General features: G+C 72.8%; 13 protein-coding genes. 2 read left to right on the top strand and 11 right to left on the bottom strand.

Going from position 1 to position 13,400, the window contains the following annotated elements:
- Window position 1: 1 nt before the first annotated feature.
- The 7 genes from ABD234_RS05940 to ABD234_RS05910 form a co-directional block, all read right to left on the bottom strand.
- On the bottom strand, window positions 2–1,876 hold the full coding sequence (locus ABD234_RS05940) for a peptidoglycan D,D-transpeptidase FtsI family protein (protein WP_344354598.1): 1,875 nt from the start codon (window positions 1,874–1,876) through the stop codon (window positions 2–4).
- A 1-nt stretch (window position 1,877) separates the two neighbouring features.
- Window positions 1,878–2,387 carry a cell division protein FtsL gene (ftsL, locus tag ABD234_RS05935; RefSeq protein WP_038372515.1) on the bottom strand — a complete coding sequence of 170 codons (510 nt, stop codon included), beginning with the start codon at window positions 2,385–2,387 and terminating at the stop codon, window positions 1,878–1,880.
- Window positions 2,388–2,437: 50 nt separating this feature from the next.
- Window positions 2,438–3,418 carry a 16S rRNA (cytosine(1402)-N(4))-methyltransferase RsmH gene (gene rsmH, locus ABD234_RS05930; RefSeq protein WP_038372514.1) on the bottom strand — a complete coding sequence of 327 codons (981 nt, stop codon included), beginning with the start codon at window positions 3,416–3,418 and terminating at the stop codon, window positions 2,438–2,440.
- 180 nt (window positions 3,419–3,598) lie between these two features.
- The gene (mraZ, locus tag ABD234_RS05925) at window positions 3,599–4,030 is read right to left on the bottom strand and encodes a division/cell wall cluster transcriptional repressor MraZ (RefSeq protein WP_038372513.1); all 432 of its coding nucleotides are present in this window, start codon (window positions 4,028–4,030) and stop codon (window positions 3,599–3,601) included.
- Window positions 4,031–4,778: 748 nt separating this feature from the next.
- Window positions 4,779–5,168: a DUF3040 domain-containing protein gene (locus ABD234_RS05920; protein ID WP_038372511.1), complete on the bottom strand. Its 390-nt coding sequence runs from the start codon at window positions 5,166–5,168 to the stop codon at window positions 4,779–4,781.
- A 182-nt stretch (window positions 5,169–5,350) separates the two neighbouring features.
- On the bottom strand, window positions 5,351–6,595 hold the full coding sequence (gene dinB / locus ABD234_RS05915; RefSeq protein WP_232226324.1) for a DNA polymerase IV: 1,245 nt from the start codon (window positions 6,593–6,595) through the stop codon (window positions 5,351–5,353).
- 153 nt (window positions 6,596–6,748) lie between these two features.
- Window positions 6,749–7,243 (bottom strand): SAV_6107 family HEPN domain-containing protein, encoded by a 495-nt coding sequence (locus tag ABD234_RS05910; RefSeq protein ID WP_051486833.1) that lies wholly within the window; start codon window positions 7,241–7,243, stop codon window positions 6,749–6,751.
- Between the two features lie 212 nt (window positions 7,244–7,455).
- Here ABD234_RS05910 and ABD234_RS05905 point away from each other — a divergent pair, with 212 nt between their 5' ends.
- Complete coding sequence (locus tag ABD234_RS05905; RefSeq protein ID WP_051486832.1) at window positions 7,456–8,352, top strand: spermidine synthase; 897 nt, start codon at window positions 7,456–7,458, stop codon at window positions 8,350–8,352.
- A 117-nt stretch (window positions 8,353–8,469) separates the two neighbouring features.
- Here ABD234_RS05905 and ABD234_RS05900 read toward each other — a convergent pair whose 3' ends face one another.
- Window positions 8,470–8,673, bottom strand: a complete 204-nt coding sequence (locus ABD234_RS05900) for a cold-shock protein (RefSeq protein WP_038372508.1) — start codon at window positions 8,671–8,673, stop codon at window positions 8,470–8,472.
- Window positions 8,674–8,935: 262 nt separating this feature from the next.
- Complete coding sequence (locus ABD234_RS05895) at window positions 8,936–9,874, bottom strand: proteasome assembly chaperone family protein (protein ID WP_038372506.1); 939 nt, start codon at window positions 9,872–9,874, stop codon at window positions 8,936–8,938.
- A gap of 148 nt (window positions 9,875–10,022) precedes the next feature.
- On the opposite strand from ABD234_RS05895, the gene ABD234_RS05890 reads away from it, so the two are divergent.
- Complete coding sequence (locus ABD234_RS05890; protein WP_038372505.1) at window positions 10,023–12,260, top strand: HelD family protein; 2,238 nt, start codon at window positions 10,023–10,025, stop codon at window positions 12,258–12,260.
- Window positions 12,261–12,417: 157 nt separating this feature from the next.
- Here ABD234_RS05890 and nrdR read toward each other — a convergent pair whose 3' ends face one another.
- The gene (gene nrdR, locus ABD234_RS05885) at window positions 12,418–12,885 is read right to left on the bottom strand and encodes a transcriptional regulator NrdR (RefSeq protein ID WP_038372504.1); all 468 of its coding nucleotides are present in this window, start codon (window positions 12,883–12,885) and stop codon (window positions 12,418–12,420) included.
- A 34-nt stretch (window positions 12,886–12,919) separates the two neighbouring features.
- Window positions 12,920–13,300, bottom strand: a complete 381-nt coding sequence (locus tag ABD234_RS05880; protein ID WP_038372503.1) for a LysM peptidoglycan-binding domain-containing protein — start codon at window positions 13,298–13,300, stop codon at window positions 12,920–12,922.
- Between the last annotated feature and the right edge of the window lie 100 nt (window positions 13,301–13,400).

Raw genomic sequence — 13,400 nt, 5'->3', positions numbered from 1 at the left:
GTCACCATTCGTTCTTCAGGGTGCGCGGGGCCACGCCGGTCGGCGCGATGCCCTGGTTCTGCAGGGCATACTCCATCAGCTGGCTGAACGCCGGCGCCGCGGCGCGCGCTCCGGAGATGAAGGTCGGCAGCCCGTAGACGAACACGCCGATGACGAGCTCGGGGTCGTCGGCCGGGGCGAAGCCGATGAAGGACGCGGTGTAGGTGCCGTCGCCCACCTGCGCCGTCCCGGTCTTCCCGGCCACGGCGTAGTTCTTCACGGCGGCGGCGCTCGTCTCGTCGTCCGCCGCGTTGTCCATGAGCTCGACCATCGTGTTCGCGGTCTCGGAGGAGACGACGCGGGTCTGCTCGGGCTGGCCGAGGCTGCGGATGCTGCCGTCGTCCTCGCGCACACCGGAGACCAGGGTCGGCTCGACGCGCACGCCGTCGTTGGCGAAGGTGCCGACCGCGGCGACCATCTGCAGCGCCGTGACGGAGTAGGCCTGGCCGAACGAGGTCGTGTACCGGTCGCGGCCCTTCCAGTCCTCGGCCGGATGGAGGATGCCGGCGGACTCGCCCGGCAGGTCCACGCCGGTCTTCTCGCCCAGCCCGAACTTGCGCAGGTAGTCGTAGCGGGTCTGCGGGTCCAGGGTCTCGGAGATCTGGACCGTGCCCACGTTCGAGCTGTTCTTCAGGACCCCCGCGAGGGTCAGGTGCTGCTCCTCGTGGTAGTGGGAGTCCTTGATGCGGTGGCCGTCGAAGTACTTCTCGTAGGGCACCACGTACTCCGACTCGGGCGTGACCGTGCCCTCCTCGAGGGCGGCCGCCATGGTGAACAGCTTGCCGGTGGAGCCCGGGGCGAAGACGTCGGAGATCGAGTGGTTGCCCAGGTAGTCGTCGGCCCCGGGGGCGTTCGGGTCGTAGGTCGGGTAGTCCGCCAGGGCATAGACCTCCCCGGTGCGCGCGTTGTAGACGACCGCGCTCCCGCTGGTGCCGCCCTTCTCCTGGACCGCCGCGGCGACGATCTGCTGCGCCTTCCACTGCAGGTCGCGGTCGATGGTCAGCACGACGTCCTGGCCGTCCACGGCCGGGGTGGTCTTGGTCTGGCCGGTGGGGATGATCTGCCCGCCCGCGCCGCGCTCGTAGGTGATCGAGCCGTCGGAGCCGCTGAGGTAGTCGTCGTAGGAGTACTCGACGCCGGCGAGGGGGTCCCCCTCGGAGCCGACGAAGCCCAGGATGTTCCCGCCGACGGGGCCCGCCGGATAGATCCGGTCGGAGACCCGGTCCGAGCCGATGCCGGGGATCTTCAGCGAGATCACCGCGTCCCGCACGGCGGGCTCCACGTTCTTGTCGAGGTAGAGGAACCCGCGATCGCCCGTGAGGGTCTTCTCGGTGTCGGCGACCGACCAGCCCAGCAGCGGGGCGAGCTGCTGTGCGGCGGCCTTGACGCCCTTCACCTCGGCGTCCTTGTCCTTCGCGAGGTACTCCACCACCTGCTTCTGGTTCACCCACAGGTCGTAGCGCTCCACGCTGCTGGCGAGGACCTCGCCGTCGCGGTCGGTGATCTCGCCGCGCAGCGCGCCGATGGTCCGCTCCGTGGTGCGCGCCTTGACGGCCTCCTGGGCGCGGGCGCTGGCGTCCAGCCCCTGCACCCAGATGAGGCGCCCCGAGAGCGCCATCACGGCCACCAGCATCATCGCCACGAGGAAGCGGTGGCGCACGGCCGGGGTCCCGACCTTCGCCGTCGGGACCAGACCGGCCCCGCGACGGCCGCGCGGGCGCCGCCCGCGCGGGCCCGCACCGTCCCCGCGGCGCGGGGCGGACCCGGCTCCCGACCCGCGGCCTCGGCCGCTCGAGCTCTTCCTGCGGCGCTCCGGCGTCGTTCCGCGCTGTGCCATCTCAGGCTCCCTCGTTGCCCATTCCGTGGTAGTCCGGGGTCTGGTCGTAGATCCGTGCCGGCGGGACGATCGCCGGGGTCAGCTCCGTGCTCGTCTCGGAGGCGGCAGCTCCCTCCTCGCTGCTGCCCTCCTCGCCCTGGCCGATGACGGTGCCGGTGGCCAGGTCGATGTAGCTGGGCTCGGTGACCGGCACCATGCCCAGCTCCTTGGCCCTCTTCTCGAGCTCCTGCGGCGTGCCCAGCCGCTCGTTCTGCTCGGCGAGGGCCTGCTGCTGCTCCGTCAGGCGCTGCGACTGGTTCTGCAGGCGCGTGATCTGGTAGCTCTGATCGGACATCTGGATGTTCAGGATCAGCACCGCCGCCAGCGCCGTGACGACGATCAGGGTGCACAGGACCGCGAACGGCACCGAGCTGCGCCCCGGATCGGGGCGGGCCACGACCGCGAGGCGCGGGCGCGCCGCGGGGGCGAGGGTGTCGGGGGCGGTGGCGCGGAGGGCGGTGGTGCGTGCCATGTGCGGGCTTCCTGACGGATGGTGCGTGGTCGGTGGCGGCGGAGGGGGCGTCAGATGTCCGGTCGGGACCGGACGACGGCCCGCAGCCGCACCGAGGCGGAGCGGGCATTGCGGGCGATCTCCTCGTCATCGGCGCGCAGCGCGCCGCGGACGAGGTTCTCGAAGCGGGGGCGGTGCTCCTCCAGCTCGACCGGCAGGCCGGGCGGGGCCGTGGAACGGGTTGCCCGGGTCAGGGCCGTCTTCACCAGACGGTCCTCCCCCGAGTGGTACGACTCGACGACCAGCCGGCCGCCGACGGCGAGGGAGGTCAGGGCTCCCTCGAGCGCGCGGGTGAGGATCTCGAGCTCCTCGTTCACGGCGATGCGCAGCGCCTGGAACGTCCGCTTGGCCGGGTGCCCGCCGCCGGCGCGCGTGGCCGCCGGGATGGCCGACTCCAGCAGCGTCACCAGCTCGCCGCTGCGCGTCAGGGGCGCCTGCTCGCGCTGCGCGACGATCCGCTGGGCGATGCGCCGGGCGAACCGCTCGTCGCCGTAGTCCTTCAGGAGCCGGGCGATCTCCTGCTCGGGAAGCTCGCGCAGGAGATCGGCGGCGGTGGGGCCGTCGGAGTCGGTGTCCATCCGCATGTCCAGCGGGGCGTCCTGCGCATAGGAGAAGCCGCGCTCGCGGGTGTCGATCTGGAAGCTGCTGAGCCCGAGGTCCATCATCACGCCGTCCGCGGCGGCGATGCCGAGGTCCGCGAGGACCTCCGGGATCTCGTCGTAGGTGGCGTGGACCAGGGTGATGCGGTCCCCATGGCCGGCGCGGGTGAGGCGCTCCCGGGCGAGCTCGAGGGCCTGGGCATCGCGGTCGATGCCCACCAGGCGCGCCAGCGGCGCGGCGTCCAGCACGGCCAGGGCGTGGCCGGCCATGCCCAGGGTGCCGTCGACGTAGACGGCGCCGTCGTGGGAGAGAGCCGGGGTGAGCAGGTCGACGCAGGTCCGCAGGAGGACGGGAAGGTGGCGGTCGTCCGCGGGCGTGGTCGTCGTGTCCACAGGCTCTCCTCCCGTTGCGTGTCCCGGTGTGCGTGGCCGAGTCGTCCAGATCGTGCGTGCAGGTATGGGTCCCGGAGTTCTGCGGGGCCGTCCGGCGGGATCCCTCCTCGCTCCCGACCCGCCACCGGGGAAGTTGCGTCGGGGCGGGAGCGACGAGGGATCTCACGAGACGGAGTGCCGTCAGAACAGGCCCGGGACCACCTCCTCGGCGGTCTGGGCGAAGCCCTCCTCCTTCTGCTCGAGGTAGGTCTCCCAGGCCGGGAGGGACCAGACCTCGAGACGGTCCAATGCGCCGATCACCGCGGTCTCCCGGTCCAGTCCTGCGTAGGCCCTCAGGTGGCCCGGGATGGTGATGCGGCCCTGCTTGTCCGGGATGACGTCCTCCGCTCCGGACAGCAGCACGCGCAGGTAGTCGCGCGTGCGCTGATCGGTCGTCGGCGCCCGACGGGCCTCGTCCAGCTTCTGGCGGAACTCGGCGATCGGATACACCGCGATGCAGTGCTCCTGACCGCGGGTCATGACCAGACCCGAGGCGAGGTCGTCCCGGAACTTCGCAGGGAAGATCAGTCGGCCCTTCTCGTCGAGCTTGGGCGTGAACGTTCCGAGGAACATCGCGCACCCCCTCGATCCGGGTCGGGAACCACCGTCCTCCCTACGCGCCCCACTTTACCCCACTCCTCCCCACATCCACACCCAGGTTGGCCGCATTCTCCCCGCAATGCGCACATCCACGCAGGTCAACGGCGTGGTGCGGGGTGGAGGAGATTCGCCCGGATCGGGCGCTCCGGCGCGTCGCAGCGGAACGGGCCAGCCGCGCTCCCTCCCTCCGGATTTCTCGGCGCCATCCTGGAAGTGCAGGTCAGAGCGTCGTCCGGGTTCTCGGGGCGCGGGGCGGAAGGGCGGTGGGGGCGCGGTGGAGCGGGGTGGAGGGATCGCGGGGAGGGAAGTGGGGAATCCGGGAGAACCCTGGACGCGCCGAGCCGTTCTTCCCGGTCTCCGGCGTCCCGTCCGCCTCCGCGCCCGCCCGGAGGAGGGCCGCGACCGGAGGTCCCGGAGCGGCGAGGACTGCGGGGCGGGTCCACGAGGGACTGCGGGGCGGGGCCACGAGGGGGCGCGGTGGAGGGGGCGCCCGAAGGATCCGGGCGGCTGCGTCAGGAGGGTGCGCCGGGGTCAGGAAGATGCGCCGGGGTCAGGAGGGCGCGCCGTGGTCGGGAGGGTGCGTCGGGCGGCCCAGCGGGGCGGCCCGGCCGGGCGGCCCAGCGGGGCGGCCCGGACCGATCGCGCTGCGGAGGACGGCACGACGCGGCCCCCGCCGGATCAGGATCCGGCGGGGGCCGCGTCGTGCGTCAGCGCGTGCGGGTCAACCCCGAGGGTCGTCCCCGCCGCGCTTCTCCCAGCGCTCCTCCATGCGACGCATGAAGTCACCGCGATGCCTGTCCGGACCCTGCCCGGTCGCCGGAGCGGCCCCGGGGGCGGAGCCGGGCTCCGCCGGGGGTGCCGTGACGGCGTAGAGGGTGCCGGCGAGCATGAGCAGGAAGCCCAGCACGCCGAGCCAGATGGCCGGCAGGAGCACCGCGAGGACCAGGGCACCGAGCCCCAGCACGGCGCCGACGAGGCCGAGGACCAGACGACGGCGGCTTCGCCGAGGGCGGGTCGAGGCCTGGAAGGTGCGCGCCAGTCGCGGATCGTCCGCGAAAAGCTGACGCTCCATCTCGTCGAGCATCTTCTGCTCGTGTTCCGACAGCGGCATCGCTCCCGCCCCCTTCTGACTGACGACACAGCGTGTTCCGGCTGTGCAACCCGGCGCCGCCTTCGCCGCTCCCGGCGGGCCCGTCCAACAACGATGTCGGCGACGGATATGCCCCTCCAGGATACGGCGCCTTCCTGAGGATTGGGAACTCCGTGCGCAACTCCGTGCGGACAGCGGGCCGATCAGCCCGGACGCTCCCCGCCGGGCCGACCGAGCGGTAGACCTGGCAGCGACCTGGACGGAGCGGGCTCCTCGGCCGCCGTCCCCTTCAGGGCGGACCCGCGCGTCAGGCTCACCCCGCCGAAGCGGTCCAGCGCCCGATCCATCGCCTGCTCGAGGTCCTGCCACCCGGTGGTGCGGCCCGCGAGCTCGAGGGACGAGCCGCCCTCCGCCGGCCGCAGATGCTCCGCCCGCACGCCGGCCAGCCGCAGCCGGGGCAGCGACGCGGCCTCGCGCGTCCACAGGGCGATGACGTGCTCGCGCAGCCGCTCCCCCACCGAGGTCGGCTGGTCCATCGTCGCGGCCCGCGTGATGGTGGTGCCGTCCGGCGACCGCAGCTTCACGCTCACCGTCCGCGCCACGAGCCCCTCGCGGCGCAGGGACCGGGCGACCTCGTCCGCCATCGCGGTCAGACGTCGGCGGATGTCCTCGGGGTCGGTGAGGTCCTCCTCGAAGGTGCGCTCCGTGCCCAGGCTGCGGTCGCGCACCTGACGGCCCAGCCCCGTCCGGTCCTCCCCTGCGGCGATCCGCGAGACCATCGGCGCCTGCGGACCGAGCGCACGGCGCAGGGTCGTCGCCGGGATGTCGCGCAGCTCGCCGACCGTGCGCACGCCCAGCTGCTCCAGGGAGCGGACCGCCTTGGGGCCCACCCCCGAGATCACGGACACCGGCAGCGGGGCGAGGAAGGCCGCCGTCTCCTCCGGGGCGACGATGAGCAGGCCGTCCGGCTTGGCGTGCGCGGAGGCGATCTTGGCCACCGCCCGGGACACGGACCCGCCGACGCTGCTGGGCAGATCGAGCTCCGCGCGGATCCGTTCGCGCAGCAGGGCGCCGATCTGCGCGGGCGTGCCGAACAGGCGCCGGGCGCCGCGCACGTCCAGGAACGCCTCGTCGACGCTGATCTGCTCGACCTGCGGGGTCACCGAGGCGAGGATCGCCATCACCTCCCGGGAGATCCGCCGGTACAGGTCGATCCGCGGCGGCACGACCACCAGGTCCGGGGCGAGGCGGCGGGCGGTGACCATGGGCATGGCCGAGCGGATCCCGCGGGAGCGGGCGGGATAGCTGGCCGCCGCGACGACGCCGCGGTTGCCCGCGCCGCCCACGACGACGGGGCGGCCCCGCAGTCCCGGGTCGTCACGGATCTCGACGGAGGCGAAGAAGGCGTCCATGTCGAGATGGAGGATCGTGCTGTCCTCGACGTCCACGCAGCCCTCCCCTCGATCCGGAGCGTCCATCGTAGTCGGGCCGCACCCGGGAGGCCCCCGCCCCCAGGCGGCGGCACGGGGCGAGGGCGCGGGGCGGCTTGGGCGGCAGCACGATCCGCGCGGATGCCGGGAGGCCGCGCCCACCCCGGGCCCTCACGAGCCCAGGGTCGAGAGGTCCTCCGGCAGGCTGGCCTCGAGGACCTCCTCCCGGACCATCCTGACGCGGCGCGCGGTGAGGTCGCGGTGGCGGGCCAGGAGGACCGGGTCGGGCGTCGCGTCCTCCCGGCGGGAGAGGCGGTCGCGCTCCGCGACGAGCTCGGCCATCTCCTCGGCCCAGGCACGATGCTCGCCGCCGATCCTCGCCAGCGCGGTCCAGGCGTTCAGGGGCAGACGGCGCCGGCGATCCCGGTTGGCGCGCGCGACCACCACCCCGGCCGCACGCAGTGCGGCGCGGTGGACGAGCTCGTACGCGGCGCGGGGGTCGGTCAGCGCGAGGGCCTCGCCCTCGCGCAGCATCGACTCCGCCCGATCGAGGATGTCGAGCTCGGCGTCCAGGAGCTGCAGCGCGCGGGAGGGCCGCCCGGTGGGAGCCCCCTGCCCGTGCCGTGCCGGCGCGGCCTGCCGCGGCGTCGTCGCTCGGTTCGTCATCGGTGCCATCACGTCCTCCCGTCTCCTGCGCTGCTCCGGTCCGTGACCGCCGGGGCCGCGCCCCGTCGGTCCGTCGCCGCGGCCCGGACCCGATGTCCCGGCTCCCGACCGCCTCGATGCCCCTGACGCTACGCAGGGGGACGGACAGACGACGTCCGCTGGGGACCGGGCCGCCGTGGGGAGGAGAAGCCGGCGGACCCTAGAGTGGCTGCATGAGCAAGCGCGACCCGCGGCGCCGCCGCGGCCCGGACCCCTCCTCGAGCCCGTTCCCGGACCTCGGCCCCGTCGGCCGACCGATCCCCATCTCCACGGGCACGGCCCTGCTGGAGACGGAGACGGACGGCTCGGTCGTCCTGTACGTCAACGGGGTCCCCTCCTCGGGGTTGCATCCGGATCCCCAGCATCTCGAGTTCGAGTACATGCGCTGGATGCAGCTGGTCGTGCGGCGCTGGGCGGCGGATCGCCCGGACCGGGAGTCGATGGAGGTCGCCCACCTCGGCGGCGGCGGGTGCTCGCTGCCGCGGGCGCTCGCGGACCAATGGCCGCGATCGCGCCACGTGGTCGTCGAGAAGGACGCGCTCCTGGCCGAGCACGTGCGCACCTGGTTCTCCCTGCCGCGCTCGCCCCGGGTGCGGATCCGGGTGGACGACGCCACCACGGCGCTCACTTCCTGGCGCGATGCCCGCTTCGACCTGGTGATCCGTGACGTGTTCAGCGGAAACGTCACGCCGCTCGTGCTCACCTCACGGGCCGTGGCCGAGCATGCGCGTCGGGTGCTGCGCCCCGGGGGGCTCTATCTCGCCAACAGCGCGGCCCCGCCCGGGACGCGCATCCTCGCCGACGAGGTCGCGACGCTCTCGACGGTCTTCCCCCACGTCGGGATCATCGCCGAGCCGGCCCACCTCAGCGGCAAGCGGCGCGGGAACTGCGTGCTGGTCGCCTCCGGGGAGCCGCTGCCCGCGGACGTGGATCGGGCGCTGCGCTCGGACGCCGTGTCCGTGCGCCTGTCCCCACCCGCGGAGGTCCGCAGCCTCGCCGATCGCGGGCAGGTGGTGGAGGTCCCCCTGCCCGAAGCAGCTCCCGACGGCAGCGCTGCCGACGGGAGCTGACCGGCTCCGCAGCGGACCCGCGAGGGCGGATTTGCGCGGGCGCGGACATGCGTGAGGGCGGGCAGGAGACCCCCGGTCTCCTGCCCGCCCTCCTGTCCGGTCGCGCCGGACGAATGCTCAGAGGGGGCGGACCTGCTCGGCCTGCGGGCCCTTGTCGCCCTGCGCCACCTCGAACTCCACCCGCTGGCCCTCTTCGAGGGAGCGGTATCCATCCATGTCGATCTTGCTGTGGTGCACGAAGACGTCGGCTCCGCCCCCATCGATCTCGATGAAGCCGTAGCCCTTCTCAGCGTTGAACCACTTGACCGCGCCCTGCGCCATATCTTTCACTTTCCTTCTGGTCCGTCGACGATCGCGGTGCGATCCCGAAGTCGCGTGAGCATGTCCCGCTTCAGGAGAAGCGAGCTGAACGCATCAGGCGCGAGACCCGTGCTGCACCCGCGGGCGACATCACCGGAACTGTCCTGCTGGTCGTACTGCACTGCAACGAGACCATTGTCCCACGATCGTGGCTCATTTCACGTCGAGAGAGCGGCTGAGCCATAACGAAGGCGTAACAAACCCGCAGGCAGCGTCGCGGAGGTCAGGACGGGGAGCGGCCGGGGTCCGGATCGTCGTCCTGGCGCGCGAGGAACCGCTCGAAGTGATCGCCGATCTCGTCGGCGGTGGGCAGATCCATGGTGGTGGCGATCCCGTGCACGGAGCCGTCCCCGGCGACCGCGTCGTACTGCTCCTCGAGCGCGGAGACCACCGCGCCGATCTCCTCGTTCCCCTCGAGCGTGCCGGCCAGCGCGGAGGAGGCCGCATCGGTCAGGTCCCCCAGCTCCACGAGCGGGAGCTCGAGACCGGCCGCCTCGCTCACGCGGCGCAGCAGGGCGAGGGCCCCCGCCGGGAAGTCGGTGCGGGTGAGGTAGTGGGGGATCTGGGCCGCGTATCCCATCGCCCGATGGCCGGCCCGCTCCAGCTCCTTCTCGAGCAGAGCGCCGAAGCTCGCCGGGACCAGCACCTCCGTCTCCTCCTGACCCTCGGCATCGGCCGAGGAGAGGGACCCGTCGTTGGCATGCGCGATGAGGGCGATCGGCCGCGTGTGCGGGACGGCCATCGGGTAGGCCTCCATGCTCACGACCTGATCGACCTCGAAGAACTCCACGAGGTCGATGATGGCCTGCGCCAGGCGCTGCCACTGCAGGTCCGGCTCCGGGCCGTCCAGGAACAGGAAGGGACGATCCGACTCGTCGTACATCAGGTACAGCGCCATCTCGGGGATGTCCACGGAGGCGTAGGACCGGCCGTCGAACACGGCCTGCGGGCGCGAGCCGCGATAGTCCACGAGCTCATCGGCCTCGAAGGTCACCAGACGGACATGCCGCAGGGAATCGCGCAGGTACGTCGCGGCGATGCGGCAGGCGTTCCCGGCATCGACCATGCCCGGCAGGGCATGCACCAGCGTCAGCCTGCCGCGCGGCACCGCCGCCACGACATCGGCCGAGGCGTAGGAGTACAGATCCCGCGGGTCGCGCATGTCCACCTCCTCCGCCGGTCGGGGCGTGCGTCGCACGCACCCAGGAGCATCCACCATAATGGATCACCGTGTTCGCGCGCGGGGCGTCCCGGCCCTCGCGCGCGCGGACGCACGACCGCGGCCTGCAGCTCTCAGGGGGACCTCAGCATTGGATGCCACCACCGCACAGATCGCCGCCGAGCAGGCGTACACGGACCAGCTCTACGCCCGCGTCGACGAGCTGATCGAGCAGGTCGAACGGAACCTCGAGCAGACCCAGGGATCCCAGAGCGCCTCGACCCATCAGAACCGCTCCGAGCGCGACGCCTTCATGGCCCTGTACGAGGACCGCCTGTCCCTGCTGCGCTCGGTGAGCCACAACGTCGTCTTCGGCCGGCTGGACACCGACGAGGGCCTGCGCCACTACATCGGCCGCATCAGCCTGTTCACCGCGGAGCGGGACCAGCTCCTGGTGGACTGGCGCGCCCCCGCGGCGGCCGCCTTCTACCAGGCGACCAGCATCGATCGCCTGGACGTGCGGCTGCGCCGCCACCTCATCACCCGCGGCCGGACCGTGGTCGGCCTCGAGGACGACGTCCTGGACCACGAGGTGCTGACCATGGGCGAGGACGTCGTGCTGCAGGGCGAGGGAGCCCTGCTGGCTGCCGTCTCCTCGCAGCGCACCGGTCGCATGGGCGACATCGTCGCCACCATCCAGGGCGAGCAGGATCGCATCATCCGCTCTGCCAACCGGGGCGTGCTGGTCGTCCAGGGCGGCCCCGGCACGGGCAAGACCGCCGTCGCCCTGCACCGTGCGGCCTACCTGCTGTACACGCACCGTCGCCGGCTCGAGCACACGGGCGTGCTGATCATGGCGCCCACGCACGGCTTCCTGCGCTACATCGAACGCGTGCTGCCGAGCCTGGGCGAGTCGGGCGTGGTGATGCTGACCCCGGGCGAGCTGTTCCCCGGCGTGAGCACGACCCTCCACGACACCGCGGAGGTCGCGCAGGTCAAGGGGCATCCGGACATGGCGGCGCTGCTCGCGCGCGCCGTGAAGAACCGCCAGCGGGTCCCGGACGAGGACGTGCCGATCACGATCGACGGCACCCGGTTCTCGCTCACGACCCGGGACATCGCCGAGGCCCGCCGCGAGGCCCGCGCCTCGCACAAGCCGCACAACGCCGCCCGCGCGGTCTTCGTGCGCGCCGCCCTGGACCGCCTGGCCACCGCCTACGAGAAGGCGCTGCGGGCGAGCGGGCAGACAGTGCTGCCCGAGGACCGCCCGCAGATCCTCGCCGACCTGCGCGCCGAGCGGGACGTGCGCGTCGCGCTGAACCTCGCCTGGATGCCCTACACCCCCGAGTCCTTCCTGCGGATCCTGCTGGCCCACCCCGAGCGGCTGCGCGCGGCCGCGCCGCGCAGCCTGCGCCCCGCGATGCTGCAGCACCTGGTGCGCCCCAAGGACTCCCCCTGGACCATCGAGGACGTCCCGCTGCTGGACGAGGTCGCCGAGCTCCTGGGCGAGGACGACTCGGTCTCGCGCGCGGAGGCGGAACGACGCCGCGAGAAGCGCAGCCAGGACGTCAGCTACGCGCGCGAGGTCCTGGAGAACGTGGACACCTCCGGGATGGTCCGTGCGGAGGACCTCGCCGACCAGGTCGCCCGGGTGCGCGACGGCCGCACGCTGGCCGAACGGGCGCGGTCCGAGCGGGACTGGACCTACGGGCACATCGTGGTGGACGAGGCCCAGGAGCATTCGCCGATGATGTGGCGCGCCCTCATGCGCCGCAACCCGACCAAGTCCTTCACGGTCGTCGGGGACGTCGCCCAGACCTCCTCGGCGGCCGGGACCTCCTCCTGGGAGGCGGTGCTGGCCCCCTATGTCGAGGACCGCCTCCAGGTGGAGCACCTCACGGTCAACTACCGCACCCCGCGACGGGTCATGGATGCCGCCCAGCGCATGGCCGAGCGCCACGACCTCCCCGTCACGGCGGTCTCCTCCGTGCGCGAGGGCGAGCTGGATCCCGTGCTGCGCCCTGCGCGGGCGGGGCAGCTCGCCGACGAGGTGGTCCGCGCGGTGCGCGACCAGCTCTCGGCCGATACCGGGCGCATCGCCGTGATCGTCGAGGCCGATCAGGTGAGCGAGCTGGTGGCGGCGCTGCGCGCGCAGGAGGGGCTGCCGCGCGTGGGCTCGGGAAGCGCGGGCGTGGACGACGAGGTGGCGGTGATGTCGCCGCAGGACGCCAAGGGCCTGGAGTTCGACGGCGTCGTCGTGGTCGAGCCGGCGCGGCTCGTCTCGGACGGCGTGCACGGGGCCGGTGATCTGTATGTGGCGATGACCCGCCCGACGCGGCGGCTGGACGTCGTGCATGCGGCACCGCTGCCGGCCGGCCTGGAGGGCTGAGGGCCCCGCCCCCCGGGCGTCCCGGGCCGGGACGAAGGATCGGCGGCCGCGGCTTCCCCTCCGCGACCGCCGATCCGGTCGGCGCCTCGTGAGGCGCCAGCAGACATCTTATGCATGAACCGGACGGGCTCGCGCACGATTCCCGGATCCGGACCCCTCAGACGCCGGATGCACCCCCGGCCGCCTCGGCGCGCAGCCGCGCGATCGCGGCCTCGAAGTCGTCCAGCGATTCGAAGGACTGGTACACGCTCGCGAAGCGCAGGTAGGCCACCAGGTCGAGATCCTGCAGCGGCTGGAGGATCGCGAGGCCCACCTCGTGCGCCTCGATCTCCGCCTGGCCGCGCTGGCGGATCGCGTCCTCGACGCGCTGGGCCAGCACCGCGAGCTGGTCATCGCTGACCGGCCGGCCCTGGCAGGCCTTGCGCACCCCGGAGATCACCTTGGACCTGCTGAAGGGCTCGCTCACCCCGGATCGCTTCACGACCGAGAGGGAGGCGGTCTCCACGGTGGAGAACCGGCGGGAACAGGCGGTGCACTGACGGCGGCGACGGATGGTCGCGCCGTCGTCAGAGGTCCGGGAGTCGACGACGCGCGAGTCAGGATTGCGGCAGAACGGGCAGTGCACCCGTCCAGCCTACCGGCAGCGCGCCGCGCCGCCCTCACTTCTGCGCGGTGACCCCCTGCGGCAGGACGATCTCCTGGCCTGCGGTCAGACGCGGGGTCTCCATCCCATTGAGGCGACGGACCTCCTCGACGAAGGCCTGGGGCTCGACACCCTCGGGCGCATAGGACTCGGCATAGGCCCACAGGGTGTCCCCGGACTCGACCGTCACCACGGGGCCGTGCTCGGTCGCACCGGCGAAGGCCCAGGGGCCGCCGGCGAAGAGGAGCAGCGCGAGGGCGACGAGCACGCCGAGGACGAAGGCGGCCCCGGTGACGAGCACCCGCCCCCGGCGGGTCAGCTCGAGTCGAACACGCGGTCGAGGGGTAGCGTCGACGGCGGCGGCATCCCGGGTGGGAAGGGAAAGGATCGTGGCCATGTCCGAACTCCTGTTCGATCGAATACGTGTACGACTGTAGGCCCCCGCGGCGCGACACGCAAGAACATGTCGAACACATGTTTGGTGACAGCGCCTCCAG

It is taken from the genome of Brachybacterium phenoliresistens, from assembly GCF_039530785.1.
Classification (GTDB): Bacteria; Actinomycetota; Actinomycetes; order Actinomycetales; family Dermabacteraceae; genus Brachybacterium; species Brachybacterium phenoliresistens.
Note: the sequence above shows the minus strand (reverse complement) of the source record. Positions and strands in the feature narration are given on the sequence as shown.